The sequence below is a fragment of the Shinella fusca genome (genome assembly GCF_014203155.1).
Taxonomy (GTDB): Bacteria; Pseudomonadota; Alphaproteobacteria; order Rhizobiales; family Rhizobiaceae; genus Shinella; species Shinella fusca.
Map to the genome: position 1 here is coordinate 26,094 of NZ_JACHIK010000006.1, position 19,139 is coordinate 45,232.

The following is a 19,139-nucleotide window of genomic DNA, read 5'->3' on the forward strand; positions in this document are numbered from 1 at the left end:
TCAGGCAGGGAACGTTTCATCATGCCAGACAAGACCCGCATCCTCGTGCCCGGCGCGATCCGCGAACGGGTGCTCGAACGCTTGCGCGAGACCTTCGAGGTGGTGCGCATCGAGCGGCCGGATCCGGCGCTTCTCGCCCGCTCGGAAGCCGCCAGCATCGCCGGCGCCGCCGTCTCCGGTGCCTTCGGGGCGGCGCTGATCGAGCACCTGCCGGCGCTGGAGATCATCGCAAGCTTCGGGGTCGGCTATGACGGGGTGGACGTCGGCGCGGCCGCGGCGCGCGGCATTGCCGTCACCAACACGCCGGACGTGCTGAACGACGAGGTGGCCGACACGACCATCGGCCTTCTCCTCAACACGCTGCGGCTGCTGCCGCAGGCCGAGGCCTGGCTGCGGTCAGGGCGCTGGAAGCGCGACGGCGCCTTTCCGCTGACGCCGCTCACCCTGCGCGGCCGCAGCGTCGGCATCTACGGGCTCGGGCGCATCGGCCTTGCCATTGCCGAGCGTCTGAAGGGTTTCGGCGTCTCCATCGCCTACCACACCCGCCGTCCGCGCGCGGATGCGCCCTATGCCTATTATCCCTCCCTGGAGGCGCTCGCCGGGGCGGTCGATACGCTGATCGCCATCGTGCCGAAGACGGCGGAGACGCACAAGACGATCGACGCGGGCGTGCTCAAGGCGCTCGGGCCGGACGGCGTGTTGATCAATGTCGGTCGTGGCTGGACGGTGGACGAGGATGCACTGGTTTCGGCGCTCCGTGAGGGCGTGATCGCCGGGGCGGGGCTCGATGTGTTCTACGACGAGCCGAACGTCCCCGATGCGCTGCTCGACCTGCCGAACGTCTCCCTACTGCCGCATGTGGCTTCCGCCTCGGTCGCAACGCGCAACGCCATGGCCGACCTGGTGGCGGACAACCTTGTCGCCTGGTTCGGGCACGGCGCTGCGTTGACGCCGGTGCCGGAGACACCTTTTACGCGAAAAGCAGGGTAGGGGCTGGAAAGCCTTCGTTAACCATTCCGCAATCTTGCGGGCGCATCCTTCGCGCATCGAGCAGTGGATGAAGGAGCGCCCCATGAAGACCTTGACGATCGCCGTCCTTGCGGGCGCCGCGGCGCTGGGCGGCCTGGGATTTGCGAGCCTTCGCGGCGAGGGGATCGACCCCATGGTCTCCGGCTCCATTCCGGCGGCCGGCAGCGCCCACAGCTATACGATCTCCAACGTGGTGGCCAAGACGGCCTGCCTTGCCGAGCGCGGCAAGGCCATTTCCAGCCGCAGCGCGCTTTTCACCGCGGACAAGGATTGCGACAGCGTCTGGCCCGGCCTTTCGGCCGCCCGCACCTGGACGAACAATGGCGACGGCACGATCGTCGTCACGGATGCGCAGGGCGAGGCGATCCTTACCGTCGTCGACGGCGACGGGCTGGCCTATGAGGCGGTGGAGCCCGCCGATGCGATGGTGACGATGGTGGCCGCCGACTAGAATTCCTACTCGGCCGCCGTCCGGTGCAGGATGCCGGCTTTCGCGGCGGCATAGTCGCGCACGGCCTCGCCGAACGCGGCGAAGAGCCTGTTGGACGGCTGGTCGGAGCCGACCCAGTATTCCGGGTGCCACTGGACGCCGACGGCGAAGGCCTTCGCGCCGATGACGGAGACGGCCTCGATCGTGCCGTCGTCCGCGACCGCTTCCACGGCAAGGCGCGGCGCCATTTCGGAGATCGCCTGCCGGTGCAGCGAATTGACCTGCACCTCGCCTGCGCCGATCACGGCCGCAAGACAGCTTCCCTCCTTGACCGTGATCTTCTGGCGGATGCCGTAGGCGACGTCGAGCACGGGCGTGTCGGGCTTGCGGTGGTCCCATACGCCAGGCTGTTCCTGGATCTCGTTGGCGAGCGTGCCGCCGAGCGCGACGTTCAGCTCCTGGATGCCGCGGCAGATGGCGAGCAGCGGAATGCCGCGCTCGAGCGCGCGCTTGATGAGCGGCAGGCTGGTCGCATCGCGCGCCATGTCGTAGGGGCCTTCCGCGTCCGTCGCCTCCTTGCCGTAGAGCGAGGGGTGCACGTTGGTGCGCGAGCCGCTGACGAGGAGCCCGTCCACCCGGTCGAGGATGCCGTCGAAATCGTTGTCGGTTTCGAGCGCCGGAACGAGGAAGACGGTAACGTCCGCGCCCTTGACCGCGGCGCGCACGTACTGGTTGGGCGTGGCCTGCCAGACGTTGCCTTCGATCTCCCGGATATCGGCGGGAATGGCGACGACGGGTTTGGACATAATGGGCTCCGGGAAAGAAATACCAAACAAGGATTTGATATCAAATCCGGCGGCAGTCAATTCCCTCTTTCCGGCGAAATGACGACAGGATGCCGGATATGGCCAGATCTGGGGATGGGGAAGGACCGGAAGCATTAACCACGCGATTGCAAACACCGATTGCAGAGAAGGCTTCGCGCATTTGATGGAAAGCAAGACTATGACGCTTCGAAGACATAAAATTGCGTCCTTCTTCCATGTTAAGTTGAGTATAGTCAAAAATTATGCCATTCCTACAAGACCTGGTTGAATGTATCCCCTTTTAGTTGAACGCGCGTGCAATAATCCCCCGAATACCCCTTCTTATTGGGTAATCTCCCGAAATCATTCATTAAATTTTGGCCGGTAACCCTCACTCGCCATAGGAGTGCCGAGTCCATGAAGGATAAGGGTCAGAACACGCTGCCGGCCGATGTCTATTTGTCGTTCGTCAGCTCGCTGTACGGGAACCGCCAGACCCTTTTCGTCGGCATGATTTCGCATGTCGTGACGTTCTCGTTCGTCTTCGCCAAGACCGCCGATCCGTTCTTCCTCGCCTGGAGTGCGCTCATCGTCCTCATCTGGTCGCTGCGCGCCCAGGCCATGCGCCGCTTCGACCGCGCGGACAAGGCCGCGCTCGGCATGGCCGGCATCCGCTACTGGGAGAACTGGTACAATGTCGGGGCCGTCAGCACGACGCTGACGCTCGGCACGGCGTGCTGCTACAGCCTTATCGTCAGCCGCGACAGCTTCGCGGAGATCGCCTGCATCTCCGTGACGCTCGCCACCATGGTCTCCGTCGTCGGCCGCAACTACGGCTCGCCGCGTGCCGTCAACTACATGGTCTTCGCCGCCTGCTTTCCCATCGTGATCGGCTTCCTGGGCCTGCAGGATTTCTACCATGCGGTACTCGCCTCGCTGGTCCTGCCCTTCGCGATGACGACGCGCACCATGGCGAACGGCGTGCGGACCTTCCTCTACGAGAACGTGCTGGCCGCCCGGGAACTCGCGACCATCGCCGACCGCTTCGACACCGCGCTCAACAACATGCCGCACGGCCTTTTCATGCTGGATGCGGACCAGCGCATCCTCGTCGCCAACCGGCGGGCCTGCGAGCTCCTGCATCTCGGCAGCCAGGAGCGCCTGAAGGATTGCCACCTCGACGTCGTGCTGCGCTACGGCGTGCGCAACACCTTCTTCAACGCCGAGCAGAGCAAGGCGATCCTGCGCCAGCTCGGCGAGCTGCTGAGGGGCGAGCGCTCGCGCGCGCTCGTGCAGGTGACGGACGGCCTCTATCTCGAATTCACCGCCGCCCCGCGTGAAAACGGCGGCGCCGTCCTCATCTTCGAGGACGTGACGGCACGCGTCAGGGCGGAAAAGAAGATCCTGCACATGGTGCGCTACGACACCCTCACGGGCCTGCCGAACCGCACCTATTTCGCCGATCTCCTGCAGGAGGCGCTTGCCGAGCGCAGGAAGCCGGGCCTCGTGGGCTTCATGGTGGTCGACGTCGACGACTTCAAGCATGTCAACGACATGAAGGGGCATGTGACGGGCGACCGGCTGCTCTGCGCCATCGCCGAGCGCCTGCGGCGGCTCGCCGGCGACAAGGTCATCGTCGGGCGCCTGATGGGCGACGAGTTCATCCTGTTCTTCCCGAACGAGACGAACCGGCGCGATCTCGAGGCGCGGATGCGCCGCTTCCACGAGCAGTTGCGCGGCAGCTACGATTTCGACGGCGTGACGGTCATCGTTTCCTTCAGCGCCGGCTGCGTGACGGTGGCGAGCGATGCGTTCCGCCTGGAGGAGATGCAGATCCGCGCCGACCTCGCGCTGTTCGAGACCAAGTCGCGTGCCAAGGGCAGCGTCACCGTCTTCGAACAGGAGATGGACGCGCGCTACATGGACCGCCAGAAGCTGAAGGACGACCTGCGGCAGGCCATCGAGGATAATGCGCTGTCGGTCGCCTACCAGCCGATGTTCGTGCCGGACGGCTCGCGCATCGAGTGCTGCGAGGCCCTGTCGCGCTGGACGCATCCCGAGCGCGGGCCGGTGGCGCCGAACGTCTTCATCCAGATCGCCGAGGAGATGGGCATCGTCTCCGAGATCACGCGCTTCATGATCCTGCGGGCCTGCGCGGACTGCGCGACCTGGCCGGATCATATGGGGGTCTCCGTCAACCTTTCGGTGCAGGACCTGCGCGGCACCGGCATCGTCGCCCTCGTCTCCGAGGCGCTGGAGACGGCAGGGCTCGCGCCGCACCGGCTGCATCTGGAAGTCACCGAGAGCTGCCTGATGGAGGAGCCGGTGAAAGTGCAGGCGGTGCTCCAGGAACTGCGCGCACGCGGCATCACCATCGCCATCGACGATTTCGGCACGGGCTATTCCAGCCTCAGCTATCTCGACCAGCTTCCGCTCGACGTCATCAAGATCGACCGGTCCTTCGTGCGCAACATCGGCGAGGACGCGCGCCGCTTCAAGCTCCTGCGCGGCACGGTCAACCTGTCGCGGGAACTGGGGCTGCGGATCGTCATCGAGGGCGTGGAGACGCAGGAGCAGCTCGCGCTCATCAGGAAGTACCAGTGCGCCGATCTCGTGCAGGGCTATGTCTTCGCCGCGCCCATGTCTCCCGATGCGCTGCGTGACCGCTTTGAGAGCCTTGCCGCCCGCAAGGCCGGCGAAACCCGCCGCCGCGGCGCCCGCGTCGCCTGATTATCCCTTCCCCTGTTGAACGGCTGTATAAATCCATCTGATTTATCAGTTTCTTCAAAATTAGCGTTAACCATATATTAAGGTTAATGAATAGTATTTTACACAAATTGTCCTATATCGAAGAATATGAAGCCAGCGGCAGGATGCGGCCGGCTTTCAATCGGGGATGCGGGGCAATGGACAACGGGGAAATGGCGAACAATCGCTTTTCCGAGAAGCTTCTCGGACTGCTCGACAAGGTGGAATACCGGCGGGTGGAAACGAGCGAGGACATGGAAGACGTCGCGCGCGTGCGCTACAAGGCCTACAAGGCCGGCAGCGTCATGCATCTTGCGGAAGATTCGCACCTGCTCATCGACGAGGTCGATTTCGACAGCAACGCCTATGTCTTCGGCGTCTATCACGAGGAGCGGCTGATCTCGACCGTGCGCCTGCACCATGTGACGCCGGACCATCGCGTCACCTCCTCGGGCAAGGTCTTTCCGGACGAGATCACGGCGTTCCTCGATGCGGGCATGTCGCTGATCGATCCGGTCCGCCTTGCCGCCGATCCGGAAATCTGGAGCGAGATGCCGGCGATCCCGTATCTGACGCTGCGCCTTGCGACGATGGCGGCGGATTATTTCGATGCCGACCGCGTCCTCCAGATGGTCAAGCCGGCGCATGCGGCCTTCTACCGGCGCGTCTTCGACGGCGATTTCGTCGCCTCGCCGAAGAGCCGGCAGGGCAAGTTCATCATCGACCTGATGCTGATGGCGACGCGCTGCAAGGACGTGCGCTCCTCGCTCTATGCGCGCTTCCCCTTCTTCATGTCGGAGCCCTACGAGCGGCGCATGCTGTTCGCCCGCGGCGAGGAGATGCCTTTCAGCCCGCTCACCGTGCGCCCGAGCGCCCGGCGCGCCCATTCCGGCCATGGCCGGATCGCGCTTTCCGGCAGCGCCTACGCCGGATAGGGCTTGCGCCCAGATGTCGCATGCCGGGCCGGTTTTGCAGGAAACCGGCCCGTTCCGTTTCGGAAACGTTGCCGGGTCCGAACCTCGTCCCCTCCTGCCGTTGCGCTTTGCCTGTCCATTGTGTATGGCCTGAAAGACGCGCGCTTTCGCGCTTGAGGGAATCGCCGGACCGTTCCGGTTCCGGCCTATATCGGCGCTCATCGGGTGGAGTTTTCCGGCTGGCGGGTGCGGCTGCTTAGGAGAAGGTGACTATGGCTGAACATCACAACGGACCCGTCGAGCTGGGCGCGGCGATGGATTATCCCGAGCACGAGAAGACCTACGGCTTCTTCGTCAACGCCGCCAAGTTCGGCACGATGTTCTGCGTGACGCTGCTCATCGCCATGGCGGCCGGTTTCTTCACCAGCGCCGGCTTCTTCAGCGCCTTCGTGCTCTTCGTCATCCTCAACGTCGTCGGCTTCTTCGCCCTGCGTTGATCTGAAAAGCCGCATCCATGATGTGCCGCGGCGCCATCCGGCGCCGTGATCCAACACGGCCAGTCTCGGGGGGAGGACCACGGTTTGAGTCAGTGTGTTTTTGTCGCGCGGGAAAGCGATCCGGCTGAAGGCCGCGTCGCCGGTTCCGTCGAAACAGTCAAGAAAATGAAGGCCCTCGGGCTCGATGTTCTGGTCGAGGCCGGCGCGGGTCTTGCCTCGCGCATCCTCGATGCCGACTACGAGGCCGCCGGCGCCCGAATCGTCGGGCCGGAGGAGGCGAAAGCTGCCGACGTCGTGCTCAAGGTGCGCCGCCCGACGACGGCGGAGATTTCCACCTACAAGCCCGGCGCCATCGTCATCGCCACCATGGATCCCTACGGCAACGAGGCCGCCATCGCCGAGATGGCGAAGGCCGGGCTCACCGCCTTCGCCATGGAGCTGATGCCGCGCATCACGCGCGCCCAGTCGATGGACATCCTGTCCTCGCAGGCCAACCTTGCCGGCTACCAGGCCGTCATCGACGCGGCCTACGAGTTCGACCGCGCCATGCCGATGATGATGACCGCCGCCGGCACCGTGCCGGCCGCCAAGGTCTTCGTCATGGGGGCGGGCGTCGCGGGCCTTCAGGCCATCGCCACCGCGCGGCGCCTCGGCGCCGCCGTCTCGGCGACGGACGTGCGCCCCGCCGCCAAGGAGCAGGTCGCCTCGCTCGGCGCAAAATTCATCGCCGTCGAGGACGACGAGTTCAAGGCGGCCGAGACCGCCGGCGGCTATGCCAAGGAAATGTCCAAGGAATACCAGGCGAAACAGGCGGCGCTCGTCGCCGACCACATCGCCAAGCAGGACATCGTCATCACCACCGCGCTGATCCCCGGCCGCCCGGCCCCGCGCCTCGTGACGCGGCAGATGCTCTCCGCCATGAAGACCGGCTCCGTCGCCGTCGACCTCGCCGTCGAGCGCGGCGGCAATATCGAGGGCTCGGAGGCCGGAAAGGTCGTCGAGGTCGAGGGCGTCAAGGTCATCGGCTACCTCAACGTGCCGGGCCGCATCGCAGCCTCCGCCTCGGCGCTCTACGCCAAGAACCTCTTCACGTTCCTGGAGACCATGGTCGACAAGGAGACGAAGTCGGTCTCGGTCAATGCCGAGGACGAGCTGGTCAAGGCGACGATGCTGACCCATGGCGGGTCGGTCGTCCATCCGAACTTCGGCGGCGCCGCGGTTCATGAAGGGGAGGGCAAGTGATGGCGAACGAACTTCTGGACAAGGCGCTCACCGATCTCGACCGGGCCGTGGAGGCCGTCCGCGCCGCTTCCGAATATGTGCCGGATGCGGCGGGCGCCGTGGCGCACGGCGTTTCCGGCGGGGCGATCGATCCCTTCGTGTTCCGCCTGGCGATCTTCGTACTGTCGATCTTCGTCGGCTACTACGTCGTCTGGTCGGTGACGCCGGCATTGCACACGCCGCTGATGGCCGTCACCAACGCGATCTCGTCGGTCATCGTCGTCGGCGCGCTGCTTGCCGTCGGCATCTCGCTTTCGGGCGTTGCGACCGGCTTCGGCTTCGTCGCGCTGATCCTTGCCTCCGTCAACATCTTCGGCGGCTTCCTCGTCACCCAGCGCATGCTGGCGATGTACAAGAAAAAAGACAAGTGAGGCCGGCCCGATGAACGCAAACTTCGCAGCCTTCCTCTATCTCGTCTCCGGCGTGCTCTTCATCATGGCGCTGAGGGGCCTTTCGCACCCGACGACCAGCCGGCGCGGCAACACGCTCGGCATGGTCGGCATGGGCATCGCCATCGGCACGACCTTGCTGCTGGCGACGCCCTCCTTCGGCGGCCTCGTGCTCATCGTGCTCGGCCTTGCCATCGGCGGGGGCGCCGGCGCCTGGATCGCCCGCTCCATCCCGATGACCTCGATGCCGCAGCTCGTCGCCGGCTTCCACTCGCTCGTCGGCCTTGCCGCCGTGCTGGTGGCCGCGGCCGCGCTCTATTCGCCGGTCTCCTTCGGCATCGGCGCGGTCGGCGAGATCCACGGCCAGGCGCTCGTCGAGATGGCGCTCGGCGTCGCCATCGGCGCGATCACCTTCACCGGCTCGATCATCGCCTTCCTCAAGCTCGACGGGCGCATGTCCGGCAAGCCGATCCTGCTGCCGATGCGCCACGCCGTCAACGCGGCGCTGCTTGCCGCCGTGGTCGTCCTCATCGTCGTCCTTGCGGCAACCGAGAGCCACACGGCCTTCTGGCTGATCGTCGCGCTGGCGCTCGTCCTCGGCGTGCTGATCATCGTGCCGATCGGCGGGGCGGACATGCCCGTCGTCGTCTCCATGCTCAACTCCTATTCGGGTTGGGCGGCGGCCGGCATCGGCTTCACGCTTGGCAACCTTGCGCTCATCATCACCGGCGCGCTGGTCGGCTCCTCGGGCGCGATCCTCTCCTACATCATGTGCAAGGGCATGAACCGCTCGTTCGTCTCGGTCATCCTCGGCGGTTTCGGCGGCGAGACGGCGGCGGCAGCCGACGACGGCATCCAGCGCACGGTCAAGCAGGGTTCTGCCGACGACGCGGCCTTCCTCATGTCGAATGCCTCCAAGGTCATCATCGTGCCGGGCTACGGCATGGCGGTGGCGCAGGCCCAGCATGCGCTGCGCGAGCTTGCCGACAAGCTGAAGGAGCAGGGCGTCGAGGTGAAATACGCGATCCACCCCGTCGCCGGCCGCATGCCCGGCCACATGAACGTGCTGCTCGCTGAAGCCAACGTGCCCTATGACGAGGTCTTCGAGCTGGAAGATATCAACTCGGAATTCGCACAGGCCGACGTCGCCTATGTCATCGGCGCCAACGACGTGACGAACCCGGCCGCGCGCGACGACAAGTCCTCGCCGATCTACGGCATGCCGATCCTCGACGTCGACAAGGCCAAGACCTGCCTCTTCGTCAAGCGTTCGCTGGGCTCCGGCTATGCCGGCATCGACAACACGCTGTTCTACAAGGACGGCACGATGATGCTGCTCGGCGACGCCAAGAAGATGACGGAAGACATCGTCAAGGCGATGAACCACTGAGGTCCGGCGGCGGCCGCCGCCTTCCACGACGAAAAAGCCCGCGACCATGTCGCGGGCTTTTGCATTTGAGGCTTCGCAGCCGGTCAGGCGGGCTTTGCGGTGTCGGCGACGCCCTTGGTGCGGGCGAGGCCGTCCTTGGCGGGCTTGTAGTTCGGATCGAGCCGCAGGGCCTGCGAATAGGAGCGGGCGGCCTTGGCCATCTCGCCGCGGCGCTCGTAGATCAGCGCCTGGTTCGACCAGGATTCGGCCAGCTTGCCGTCGAGGTTGATGGCCGTGTTGAAATCCGAGAACGCGTTGTCGTCGTCGCCGAGCGCCGCATAGGAGATGCCGCGGCCGTTATAGGGCTCGGCCGAGTTCGGCGAGAGCGAGATGGCCTTCGAGAAGTCCTCGATCGCCTTGTCGTGCTGGCGGCGGGCCTGGTAGATCAGGCCGCGGTTGTGATAGGCGCGCGGATCGGTCGTATCGAGCTGGATGGCGCGGTTGAAGTCGCGGAAGGCGTCGTCGAGGCGGCCGGCCTGGCGATAGAGGTTGCCGCGGCCGATATAGGCGACGTCGTAGTTCGCGTTGAGCTGGAGCGCCGTGTTGTAGTCGGCGGCGGCCTGCGCCTGGTCGCCCATGCTGCGCTCGACGAGCGCGCGGTTGGCATAGGCCTGGTAGTAGCGCGGGTTCAGCTCGATGGCGCGGTTGAAGTCGTCGAGGGCGCGGCGATATTCGCCGGCGCGGCCATAGGCCGAGCCGCGCACGTTGTAGCCTTCCGGATCCTGCGGGTTGGCGGCGATGACGGCCGAGAGCGAGGCGATGTTCTCCTGCGAGCCCTGCACGCGCTCGACCTTCAGCACATCCGTCGAGGTGGTCGACTGGCAGCCGGCAAGCAGGAGGGCGAGGGACGTGGCGGCGACGGCGGCCATCAGGGGACGGCAGATGCGCATATTGGAGGAAGAAAGACGATCGGTCGGGAACCCGGTGGATGCAGTCATGTCCAAGTGCGAATCCTCAAAATGGGCTTCTGTCGCGCCTCATGCGGGCAGAAAGTGCTGCGGCCTTCAGGGCAATTCCGGAAATGGGCGCAGCCGCCGGCCTGGAATTGCACGGGATGCCTTTCACAAGGGTGAACGGGTCCCGGTCACATGAAAAAAGGCGGCGGCGAAATCTTCGCCCCCGCCCGGTCTTGCATTCGAAAACGTCGAAAAAACGACCGATCAACGGGCGCCAGGACGACCGCCGATGAGGCCTTCGCGCTGGGCGCGCTTGCGGGCCAGCTTGCGGACGCGACGGACGGCTTCGGCCTTTTCACGCGCACGCTTCTGCGACGGCTTTTCGTAATAGTCGCGCATCTTCATTTCACGGAAAATACCTTCGCGCTGCATCTTCTTCTTGAGAGCGCGGAGAGCCTGATCAACATTGTTGTCGCGGACAAGTACCTGCACGAGAATCCCGTTCCTTTAATTGTTGCCAGCCCGGCGATTCCTTAAGGTCGTCAGGCAAATAGGTGACGTTCGCGCAGCCCGGAAGGCTGACGATTGAGGCGTCGGATACCAGATGGACGCGCAGAAGTCCAGTCTCTTGCGGAAAGATGCTCGGGATATTTGCGGACAAGGCCGGGAAAACCGTCGTAAAACCATCGACGCGGCTCATGTCGCATGTGGTACAAGGGACGCCTGAATGCGTCGCAAAGAATACGGCGTCCGCCATCAGGATTTGCTTTCTATCGGGGCAGGAAACAGCCGGCGGGGCCGGCGAGATTTGAGGACTTGGGTAATGCGCAAATATTCGGTTTTCGCCGTCGCCCGCGAGGCGATGCGCGGCCACAAGGGTTGGGAGCCGCAATGGGCCTCGCCCGAACCGCGCAAGGAATACGACGTGATCATCGTCGGCGGCGGCGGACACGGCCTCGGCGCTGCCTATTACCTTGCCAAGGAGCACGGCATCACCAATGTCGCCGTGATCGAGAAGGGCTGGCTCGGCGGCGGCAATACCGGCCGCAACACGACCATCATCCGCTCGAACTATCTCTATGACGAGAGCATGGACATCTACGAGCACTCGCTGAAGCTCTGGGAGGGCCTCAGCCAGGACCTCAACTACAATGTCATGTACTCGCCGCGCGGCGTGATGATGCTGTCGCATAACGTCCACGACAAGCAGTCCTTCCAGCGCCATGTCCACGCCAATCGCCTGCACGGCATCGACAACGAATGGCTGACGCCGCAGCAGGCGAAGGACTATTGCCCGCCGCTCGACATCTCCGCGACCGCCCGCTACCCGATCAACGGCGCGGCCCTCCAGCGGCGCGGCGGCACGGCCCGCCACGACGCCGTCGCCTGGGGCTATGCCCGCGCCGCTTCCGATCGCGGCGTGCACATCATCCAGAACTGCGAGGTCAAGGGCATCCGCCGCGGGCCGGACGGCGCGGTGACGGGCGTGGAGACCTCGAAGGGCTTCATCGGCGCCAGGAAGATCGCCGTTTCGGCCTCCGGCCACAACTCGGTCATCATGGCGATGGCCGACGTCAAGCTGCCGCTGCACTCCGTGCCGCTGCAGGCGCTCGTCTCCGAGCCGATGAAGCCGATCTTCCCGTGCGTCGTCATGTCCAACTCGGTGCATGCCTATATCTCGCAGTCGGACAAGGGCGAGCTCGTCATCGGCGCGGGCACGGACCAGTACAATTCCTATTCGCAGACCGGCGGCCTCCAGATCATCACACATACGCTGGACGCGATCTGCGAGCTCTTCCCGATGTTCCGCCGCGTCAAGATGATGCGCCAGTGGGGCGGCATCACCGACAACACGCCGGACCGCTCGGCGATCCAGGGCGTGACGCCGGTTCAAAACCTCTTCGTCAATTGCGGCTGGGGCACCGGCGGCTTCAAGGCGACGCCGGGCTCGGCGCACCTCTTCGCCCACCTCATCGCGAAGGGCGAGCCGCACAAGCTGGCGTCCGGCCTGACGCTCGACCGCTTCCGCACCGGCCGCCTCATCGACGAGGCCGCGGCCGCGGCCGTGGCTCACTGATTTCATTTCACCCGCGCGTCCGGCGGCCGAAGGCCGGCCGGCGCGGGACAGGAGAAACCCGATGCTTCTCATCTACTGCCCCTACTGCGAGGAAGAGCGCTCCGAGCTCGAATTCCGCCACGGCGGCGATGCGCATATCGCCCGCCCGACCAACATCGCCGATATCAGCGACGCGGAATTCGAGGATTACTTCTTCCTGCGCGACAACCCGAAAGGGCTGATCTTCGAGCGCTGGCGCCATATCCATGGCTGCGGGCGCTTCTTCAACGCGGCGCGCGATACGGTGAGCGACAAGTTCTACATGAGCTACAAGGCAGGCGAGCCGAAGCCGTACATCCCCGGCGTTTCGCCCGCCAGCGAAAAGCCCCTGTCTGAAAATGTGGGCGAAACCTATGAAGCCACGGAAGGAACCGCGAAATGAGCGGCGCTAATCGCATTGCCGGTCAGGGCCGCCTGACGCCCGCCAGGACGGCGCGTTTCACCTTCGACGGAAAGACGTTCGATGCGCTCGAAGGCGATACCGTCGCCTCCGCGCTGCTTGCCAACGGCGTGCACCTCGTCGGCCGCTCGTTCAAGTACCACCGCCCGCGCGGCATCCTTTCGGCCGGGCCGGAAGAGCCGAACGCGCTCGTCGACGTCTCGCGGGACGCCGCCCGCCGCCAGCCGAACGTGCGCGCGCCGGTGCAGGAAGTCTTCGACGGCATGAAGGTGGAATCGCAGAACCGTTTCCCCTCGCTCGCCTTCGATATCGGCGGCATCAACAACCTGATGTCGCCGTTCTTCGCGGCCGGCTTCTACTACAAGACCTTCATGTGGCCGAAGGCGGCCTGGGAGAAGCTCTACGAGCCCTTCATCCGTAAGGCCGCCGGCCTCGGCGTCGCGCCGACGGAGGAGGACCCGGACCACTATGCCAGCCGCTATGCCTATTGCGACGTGCTTGTCGCCGGCGCCGGCGTCGCTGGCCTTTCGGCAGCCCTTGCCGCCGCCGAAGCGGGCGCCCGCGTGATCCTCGTCGACGAGCAGCCGGAAGTCGGCGGTGCGCTGCACTACGACCTGTCGGTGAAGATCGACGGCCAGAACGGCTACGACTGGGCGCAGGCGACGGCTGCCAAGCTCAAGGCGATGGAGAACGTCACCGTCCTCACCCGCACGACGGCCTTCGGCTACTACAACCACAACTTCGTCGGCCTCGTCGAGCGCGTCACGGATCATCTTGCGCGCCCCGACCGGAAGCTGCCGCGCGAGCGGCTGTGGCAGGTGCGTGCCAAGCGCGTCATCCTTGCCACCGGCTCCATCGAGCGGCACATGGTGTTCGCCAACAACGACCGGCCGGGCATCATGCTCGCCTCGGCGGCGCGCACATATCTCAACCATTTCGGCGTTGCCGTCGGCCGCAAGGTCGGCGTCTATACGGCGAACGATTCGGCCTATGAGGCCGCCTTCGACCTGAAGCGCGCTGGCGTCACCGTCGCCGCCATCGTCGACAACCGCGAAAAGCCCGGCGAGGGCGTGCTTGCCGAAGCCCGCAAGCTCGGCATCGAGGTGCTGGCAGGCCATTCGGTCGTCGACACCAAGGGCAAGCTCCGCGTCTCCTCCATGTCGGTCGCGCGCAACGGCGGCGGCTCGGCGCGCTCGATCCCGATCGATGCACTCCTGATGTCGGCCGGCTGGACGCCCTCCGTCCACCTCTTCTCGCAGTCGCGCGGCAAGGTCGCCTATGACGCGGCCACCGGCCGCTTCCTGCCGGGCACCTATGCGCAGGATTGCCTCTCGGTCGGCTCGTGCAACGGCACGGACGGCCTGCAGGCGACCATCGAGGAGGGGCTTGCCGCGGGCGAGCTGATGGCCCGCGCCACCGGCCACGAGGGCGGCGGCAAGGTCGAGCTTTCCGGCGAGAACGCCTTCGAATGGACCGGCGGGATGGCAGGCAGCGGCGAGGGCGCCGGGGTCGACACGACCGTCAAGGCCTTCGTCGACTTCCAGAACGACGTCTGCGCCAAGGATATCCGCCTTGCCGTGCGCGAGGGCATGCACTCGATCGAGCACATCAAGCGCTTCACCACCAACGGCATGGCGACGGACCAGGGCAAGCTCTCCAACATCCACGGCCTTGCCATCGCGTCCGAGGTGCTGAACCGCGAGATCCCGAAGATCGGCCTCACCACCTTCCGCGCGCCCTATACGCCCGTCACCTTCGGCGCGCTGATCAGCCATTCGCGCGGCGACCTGTTCGATCCGGCCCGCAAGACGCCGATGCATGCCTGGGAGGAGGCGCACGGCGCCGTCTTCGAGGATGTCGGCAACTGGAAGCGCGCCTGGTACTATCCGCGCTCGGGCGAGACCATGCACGACGCGGTCAACCGCGAGTGCCGCACGGTGCGCAGCGCCGCCGGGGTCTTCGACGCCTCGACGCTCGGCAAGATCGAGGTCGTCGGCCCGGATGCGGCCGAGTTCATGAACCTCATGTACACCAATGGCTGGGACACGCTGAAGCCCGGCCGCTGCCGCTACGGCATCATGCTGCGCGAGGACGGCTTCATCTATGACGACGGCGTCGTCGGCCGCCTTTCGGAGGACCGCTTCCACGTCACCACCACGACGGGCGGCGCGCCGCGCGTCATGCACCACATGGAAGACTATCTCCAGACGGAGTTCCCGCACCTCAAGGTCTGGCTGACGTCCACCACCGAACAGTGGGCGGTCATCGCCGTGCAGGGCCCGAAGGCGCGCGAGATCCTCGAGCCGCTCGTCGAGGGCATCGACATGTCGAACGAGGCCTTCCCGCACATGAGCGTGCGCGAGGGCAAGTTCTGCGGCGTGCCGACCCGGCTCTTCCGCATGTCCTTCACCGGGGAAGCCGGCTACGAAGTCAACGTGCCGGCCGACTACGGCGAGGCCGTCTGGGAAGCCATCTGGGCGCGTGCCGAACCGCTCGGCGCCTGCGCCTACGGCACGGAGACGATGCACGTTCTTCGCGCCGAGAAAGGCTACATCATCGTCGGCCAGGATACGGACGGCACGGTCACGCCCTATGACGCCAGCCTCGCCTGGGCCGTCTCGAAGAAGAAGACGGACTTCGTCGGCATCCGCGGCCTCAAGCGGCCGGACCTCGTCAAGGAGGGCCGCAAGCAGCTCGTCGGCCTCCTGACGAAGGACCCGAAGGTGGTGCTGGAGGAGGGCGCGCAGATCGTCGCTGATCCGAACGAGCCGAAGCCGATGACCATGCTCGGCCACGTCACCTCGTCCTACTGGTCGGAGAACTGCGGCCGGTCGATCGCCATGGCGCTCGTCGCCGGCGGCCAGGCCCGCATGGGCCAGACGCTCTACGTGCCGATGCCCGACCGCACCATCGCGGTCGAGGTCAGCGACATGGTCTTTGTCGACAAGGAAGGAGGACGCCTCAATGGCTGATCACGCTCTCCGCAAGGCGCCGCTGGCCGGCCGCCATGGCGGCTCCGCCGGCGCGCGCGTCACGCCCGCCGCCCCCGCAACCCGCCTCTCGCTGCGGGCCGGCGCCGATGCGCTCGGTGCCCTGTCGGCCGCCTTCGGCCTGACGCTGCCGACGCGGCCGAAGACCTCGGCTTCGGCGGGCGGCCGCCACGCGCTCTGGCTCGGCCCGGACGAATGGCTGCTGATCGACGAGAACGAGGCGGACCTGATGGCGCTTGCCGCGGGCGCGGGCGTCCTGCATTCGGCCGTGGACGTCTCCCACCGCAACACGGCGATCCTCGTTTCCGGCCCGCATGCGGCCGGGGCCATCGCCAGCGGCTGCCCGCTCGATCTCGGCAACGCGATCTTCCCGGTAGGGGCCGCGGCGCGCACGGTGCTCGGCAAGATCGAGGTGGTGGCGTTCCGCCCCGGCGAAGAGGACTACCGCGTCGAGTGCTGGCGTTCGTTCTCCCCCTACGCCTTCGGCCTTCTGTCGGAAGGCGCGGAAGACGCGGGGCTCTGATATTCCGGCGTTTGGGTGGGGGCATGCCCCTAACCCTAACCCTCTCCCCGCAAGCGGGGAGAGGGGACTTGCCCCGCGAACCGGCATTGTTTGAGGAATACGGTGCAGCATATCCCTTCGCCCCGCTTGCGGGGAGAAGGTGGCGGCAGCCGGATGAGGGGCGCTTTTATACGTCCTCCGGCCGGTCCTTCGGGTCGAACTGCACGATGGTGATCCATTCGGCCGTCAGCGCCGGCTTGCGCTCGTCCTCGATCTCGACCGAGACGTTGTAGCGGATCGTTACCATGCCGGCGCCGCGGAAGCGGGCCTCGTCGAGGGAGAAGCGGCCGCGAACGCGTGCGCCGCTCTTCACCGGCGTGATGAAGCGGACCTTCTCGAAACCGTAGTTAATGCCCATCGTCTGCTCTATGATGCGCGGCACGCAGTCGAAGTTCATCGCCGAAAGCAGCGAGAGCGTCAGGAAGCCGTGGGCGATGGTGCCGCCGAAGGGCGTTTCCGCCGCCGCGCGCACCGGATCGGTATGGATGAACTGGTGGTCTTCCGTCGCACCGGCGAAGCGGTCGATCATCGTCTGGTCCACGGTGAACCAGCGCGACACGCCGAGTTCCGTCCCCACGAGCGCTGCAACATCTTTCAAATGGATACTGGCTGGCATCTGGCTTTCCACTGGTCGATCTGCGTCCCTTCTAGAGGGACGTTCCATCGGGGCAACGAATTTCAGTATCTTTCGACAAAAATTTCCACCGCCCTTGCGGAAAGAAGGCCCGTTTCGGGAAGGCTTGCGGAGAGCAGGCTCACCCAGTCCCGGCCCTTCGAGGGAGGCAGCGTGAAGGGCTGTCCGGCATGGGTGCGGTTGACGGCGATGGCGAGATGCACGCTGCGCTTCTGCTCGGTGTCCATCGTTTCGAGGAGCAGGAGGAGGGTGCCGGCAAGCGGCGCCTCCCAGTCCGCGACGCTCATCGGCGTGCCGGCAGGCGTCAGCCATTCGATATCGCCCGCGCCGGTGAAGAACGCCGTCTTACCGAGCGCCGGGAAGCGCCGGCGGATCGCCGAGAGCATGGCGGCATGCTCGACGAGGCCGTCGTCCAGCCGGTCCCAGTGCATCCAGGTGATGGCGTTGTCCTGGCAATAGGCGTTGTTGTTGCCGCCCTGGCTGCGCCCGCCCTCGTCGCCCGCCGTCAGCATGATCGTGCCGTGCGAGAGGAAAAGGGTCGACAGCAGGGCCTTCACATCCGCCCGGCGGGCGGAAAGCACGGCGCCGTCCGTCGTTGCGCCCTCCGCACCGTTGTTCCAGGAATGGTTCTCGTTGTGGCCGTCGCGGTTGTCCTCGCCGTTCGCCTCGTTGTGCTTTGCCGTGTGCGAGATGAGGTCCATCAGCGTGAAGCCGTCATGGGCGGCGAGGAAATTGACGGTGCGCGTCTCCTCGTGGCCGTGGCGGGAGAAGATGTCGGAGGAGCCGGCGAAGGCGGTGGCGAAGGCGCCGAGCATGTGGCTGTCACCGCGCCAGAACATACGCATGTCGTCGCGGTAGTGGTCGTTCCATTCGAGGAAGGGGGCCGGGAAATTGCCGAGCTGGTAGCCGCCCGGGCCGATGTCCCAGGGCTCGGCGATGAGGATGCGGTCCTTCAAGAGCGGATCGGCGCAGATCTCGGTCAGGAGCGCCGCGCGGGCGGAAAAGCCGTCCGCCCCGCGGCCGAGAATGGTGGCAAGGTCGAAACGGAAGCCGTCGACGCCGGCATGGCGCACGAAATGGCGGAGGCTGTCGAGCACGAGCTGGCGGACCACCGGGTTCTCGCCGGCGATCGTGTTGCCGCAGCCCGTGTCGTTGATCAGCTCGCCGGGGCGGTCCGGCACATGGCGGTAATAGGTCAGGTTGTCGAGGCCGCGCATGGAGAGCGTCGCGCCGTGCCGGTCGCTCTCGCCGGAATGGTTGAAGACGAGGTCGAGGATCACGCCGATGCCTTCGGCCCGGAGCGCGGCGACCGTATCGGCGAGTTCCTTCATGCCGCCGGGCGCAAGGCGCGGGTCGAGCGCCATCAGGGCGATGGGGTTGTAGCCCCAGCTGTTGGAAAGGCCGAGCGGCGGCAGGTGGCGCTCGTCGATCCAGGCGGTGACCGGCATCAGCTCGACGGCATCGACGCCGAGGCGTTTCAGATGCGCGAGGACGGCAGGGTGGGCGAGCGCGCCGATGGTGCCGCGCATCGCCTCGGGCACCTGCGGGTGCAGCATGGTGAAGGACCGCACGGCGATCTCGTAGACGAAGCCGCCGGGGCGGAAGAGCGGCGCATGGAGCGCCACCGGCCGGTCGCGGGTGACGACGGCCTTCGGCACGATGTCCGCCGTCTCCGCGCCGAAGACCGTCAGCCGCCCGTCATGAACGAAGGGGCGGTCGAGCTCCTTGGCATAGGGATCGACGAGGAGCTTCGCCGGGTCGAACCAGAGGCCATGGTCCGGCGAATGGATGCCGTCGGCGCGAAAGCCGTAGCGCGTGCCCTCCGCCGCGCCTTCCACGAAGACGCGGTGGAAGCCGGTCTCGTCGCGGCCCATGGCGAGGCGGGCGAGTTCCTTGTCGCCGTCGTTGTCGAACAGGCAGAGCGCGACGCTCGCCGCATCGCGCGAATAGACCGCGAATTCCACCCCGTCCCCGGAGAGCGTGGCGCCCGGCGCGAAGGAAGGGGCGGTGAGGATCAT

General features: G+C 66.0%; 17 protein-coding genes. 12 read left to right on the top strand and 5 right to left on the bottom strand.

All coding sequences use genetic code 11. The features are described from left to right. Window positions 1-21 precede the first annotated feature (21 nt). Both HNQ66_RS10610 and HNQ66_RS10615 read left to right on the top strand, forming a co-directional pair. Window positions 22-990, top strand: coding sequence for a 2-hydroxyacid dehydrogenase (locus HNQ66_RS10610; protein ID WP_184143918.1), 969 nt, complete (start codon window positions 22-24; stop codon window positions 988-990). A gap of 82 nt (window positions 991-1,072) precedes the next feature. Then, entirely contained in the window at window positions 1,073-1,480 is a 408-nt protein-coding gene (locus HNQ66_RS10615; protein WP_184143920.1) for a hypothetical protein, read from the top strand. 5 nt (window positions 1,481-1,485) lie between these two features. On the opposite strand, the gene HNQ66_RS10620 is transcribed toward HNQ66_RS10615, so the two are convergent. Then, on the bottom strand, window positions 1,486-2,265 hold the full coding sequence (locus tag HNQ66_RS10620) for a gamma-glutamyl-gamma-aminobutyrate hydrolase family protein (RefSeq protein WP_184143922.1): 780 nt from the start codon (window positions 2,263-2,265) through the stop codon (window positions 1,486-1,488). A 417-nt stretch (window positions 2,266-2,682) separates the two neighbouring features. Between HNQ66_RS10620 and HNQ66_RS10625 the strand changes: the two genes are divergently transcribed. The 6 genes from HNQ66_RS10625 (at window position 2,683) to HNQ66_RS10650 (ending at window position 9,484) form a co-directional block, all read left to right on the top strand. Beyond that, window positions 2,683-4,995 carry a putative bifunctional diguanylate cyclase/phosphodiesterase gene (locus HNQ66_RS10625; RefSeq protein WP_184143924.1) on the top strand — a complete coding sequence of 771 codons (2,313 nt, stop codon included), beginning with the start codon at window positions 2,683-2,685 and terminating at the stop codon, window positions 4,993-4,995. A 176-nt stretch (window positions 4,996-5,171) separates the two neighbouring features. Next, window positions 5,172-5,948 carry an N-acyl amino acid synthase FeeM domain-containing protein gene (locus tag HNQ66_RS10630; protein ID WP_184143926.1) on the top strand — a complete coding sequence of 259 codons (777 nt, stop codon included), beginning with the start codon at window positions 5,172-5,174 and terminating at the stop codon, window positions 5,946-5,948. Between the two features lie 251 nt (window positions 5,949-6,199). After that, entirely contained in the window at window positions 6,200-6,424 is a 225-nt protein-coding gene (locus HNQ66_RS10635; RefSeq protein WP_184143928.1) for an aa3-type cytochrome c oxidase subunit IV, read from the top strand. 84 nt (window positions 6,425-6,508) lie between these two features. Continuing rightward, window positions 6,509-7,666 (top strand): Re/Si-specific NAD(P)(+) transhydrogenase subunit alpha, encoded by a 1,158-nt coding sequence (locus HNQ66_RS10640; RefSeq protein ID WP_184143930.1) that lies wholly within the window; start codon window positions 6,509-6,511, stop codon window positions 7,664-7,666. Further along, the gene (locus tag HNQ66_RS10645; RefSeq protein WP_184143932.1) at window positions 7,666-8,076 is read left to right on the top strand and encodes an NAD(P) transhydrogenase subunit alpha part 2; all 411 of its coding nucleotides are present in this window, start codon (window positions 7,666-7,668) and stop codon (window positions 8,074-8,076) included. Before HNQ66_RS10640 ends, HNQ66_RS10645 begins: the two co-directional genes overlap by 1 nt. 10 nt (window positions 8,077-8,086) lie before the next feature. Continuing rightward, a complete protein-coding gene (locus HNQ66_RS10650) occupies window positions 8,087-9,484 on the top strand; it encodes an NAD(P)(+) transhydrogenase (Re/Si-specific) subunit beta (RefSeq protein ID WP_184143934.1) in 1,398 nt (465 codons plus the stop codon). Between the two features lie 83 nt (window positions 9,485-9,567). Here the strand turns inward: HNQ66_RS10650 and HNQ66_RS10655 are convergent, their stop codons facing one another. Together HNQ66_RS10655 and rpsU are read right to left on the bottom strand one after the other, a co-directional pair. Continuing rightward, window positions 9,568-10,461, bottom strand: coding sequence for a tetratricopeptide repeat protein (locus HNQ66_RS10655; RefSeq protein ID WP_184143936.1), 894 nt, complete (start codon window positions 10,459-10,461; stop codon window positions 9,568-9,570). A 222-nt stretch (window positions 10,462-10,683) separates the two neighbouring features. After that, window positions 10,684-10,911 carry a 30S ribosomal protein S21 gene (gene rpsU / locus HNQ66_RS10660; protein WP_119256642.1) on the bottom strand — a complete coding sequence of 76 codons (228 nt, stop codon included), beginning with the start codon at window positions 10,909-10,911 and terminating at the stop codon, window positions 10,684-10,686. Between the two features lie 331 nt (window positions 10,912-11,242). Here rpsU and HNQ66_RS10665 point away from each other — a divergent pair, with 331 nt between their 5' ends. The 4 genes from HNQ66_RS10665 (at window position 11,243) to HNQ66_RS10680 (ending at window position 16,448) form a co-directional block, all read left to right on the top strand. Then, window positions 11,243-12,496: a sarcosine oxidase subunit beta family protein gene (locus HNQ66_RS10665; RefSeq protein ID WP_184143938.1), complete on the top strand. Its 1,254-nt coding sequence runs from the start codon at window positions 11,243-11,245 to the stop codon at window positions 12,494-12,496. Window positions 12,497-12,557: 61 nt separating this feature from the next. Continuing rightward, window positions 12,558-12,917, top strand: a complete 360-nt coding sequence (locus HNQ66_RS10670) for a sarcosine oxidase subunit delta (protein ID WP_184143940.1) — start codon at window positions 12,558-12,560, stop codon at window positions 12,915-12,917. Beyond that, window positions 12,914-15,907, top strand: a complete 2,994-nt coding sequence (locus HNQ66_RS10675) for a sarcosine oxidase subunit alpha (protein WP_184143942.1) — start codon at window positions 12,914-12,916, stop codon at window positions 15,905-15,907. The genes HNQ66_RS10670 and HNQ66_RS10675 overlap by 4 nt, the downstream gene beginning before the upstream one ends. Continuing rightward, complete coding sequence (locus HNQ66_RS10680) at window positions 15,900-16,448, top strand: sarcosine oxidase subunit gamma (protein WP_184143944.1); 549 nt, start codon at window positions 15,900-15,902, stop codon at window positions 16,446-16,448. The genes HNQ66_RS10675 and HNQ66_RS10680 overlap by 8 nt, the downstream gene beginning before the upstream one ends. Before the next feature lie 166 nt (window positions 16,449-16,614). Here the strand turns inward: HNQ66_RS10680 and HNQ66_RS10685 are convergent, their stop codons facing one another. Then, window positions 16,615-17,103: a MaoC family dehydratase gene (locus HNQ66_RS10685; RefSeq protein WP_184143946.1), complete on the bottom strand. Its 489-nt coding sequence runs from the start codon at window positions 17,101-17,103 to the stop codon at window positions 16,615-16,617. Between the two features lie 62 nt (window positions 17,104-17,165). Then, window positions 17,166-19,139: a glycogen debranching protein GlgX gene (gene glgX / locus HNQ66_RS10690; RefSeq protein ID WP_184143948.1), complete on the bottom strand. Its 1,974-nt coding sequence runs from the start codon at window positions 19,137-19,139 to the stop codon at window positions 17,166-17,168.

What these genes read in the sequence shown, in the direction of transcription:
- HNQ66_RS10610 (WP_184143918.1), top strand. Translation starts at nt 22, where the DNA reads ATGCCAGACAAGACCCGCATCCTCGTGCCCGGCGCGATCCGCGAACGG.
- HNQ66_RS10615 (WP_184143920.1), top strand. Translation starts at nt 1,073, where the DNA reads ATGAAGACCTTGACGATCGCCGTCCTTGCGGGCGCCGCGGCGCTGGGC.
- HNQ66_RS10620 (WP_184143922.1), bottom strand. Translation starts at nt 2,265, where the DNA reads ATGTCCAAACCCGTCGTCGCCATTCCCGCCGATATCCGGGAGATCGAA.
- HNQ66_RS10625 (WP_184143924.1), top strand. Translation starts at nt 2,683, where the DNA reads ATGAAGGATAAGGGTCAGAACACGCTGCCGGCCGATGTCTATTTGTCG.
- HNQ66_RS10630 (WP_184143926.1), top strand. Translation starts at nt 5,172, where the DNA reads ATGGACAACGGGGAAATGGCGAACAATCGCTTTTCCGAGAAGCTTCTC.
- HNQ66_RS10635 (WP_184143928.1), top strand. Translation starts at nt 6,200, where the DNA reads ATGGCTGAACATCACAACGGACCCGTCGAGCTGGGCGCGGCGATGGAT.
- HNQ66_RS10645 (WP_184143932.1), top strand. Translation starts at nt 7,666, where the DNA reads ATGGCGAACGAACTTCTGGACAAGGCGCTCACCGATCTCGACCGGGCC.
- HNQ66_RS10650 (WP_184143934.1), top strand. Translation starts at nt 8,087, where the DNA reads ATGAACGCAAACTTCGCAGCCTTCCTCTATCTCGTCTCCGGCGTGCTC.
- HNQ66_RS10655 (WP_184143936.1), bottom strand. Translation starts at nt 10,461, where the DNA reads ATGACTGCATCCACCGGGTTCCCGACCGATCGTCTTTCTTCCTCCAAT.
- HNQ66_RS10665 (WP_184143938.1), top strand. Translation starts at nt 11,243, where the DNA reads ATGCGCAAATATTCGGTTTTCGCCGTCGCCCGCGAGGCGATGCGCGGC.
- HNQ66_RS10670 (WP_184143940.1), top strand. Translation starts at nt 12,558, where the DNA reads ATGCTTCTCATCTACTGCCCCTACTGCGAGGAAGAGCGCTCCGAGCTC.
- HNQ66_RS10675 (WP_184143942.1), top strand. Translation starts at nt 12,914, where the DNA reads ATGAGCGGCGCTAATCGCATTGCCGGTCAGGGCCGCCTGACGCCCGCC.
- HNQ66_RS10680 (WP_184143944.1), top strand. Translation starts at nt 15,900, where the DNA reads ATGGCTGATCACGCTCTCCGCAAGGCGCCGCTGGCCGGCCGCCATGGC.
- HNQ66_RS10685 (WP_184143946.1), bottom strand. Translation starts at nt 17,103, where the DNA reads ATGCCAGCCAGTATCCATTTGAAAGATGTTGCAGCGCTCGTGGGGACG.
- glgX (WP_184143948.1), bottom strand. Translation starts at nt 19,139, where the DNA reads ATGATCCTCACCGCCCCTTCCTTCGCGCCGGGCGCCACGCTCTCCGGG.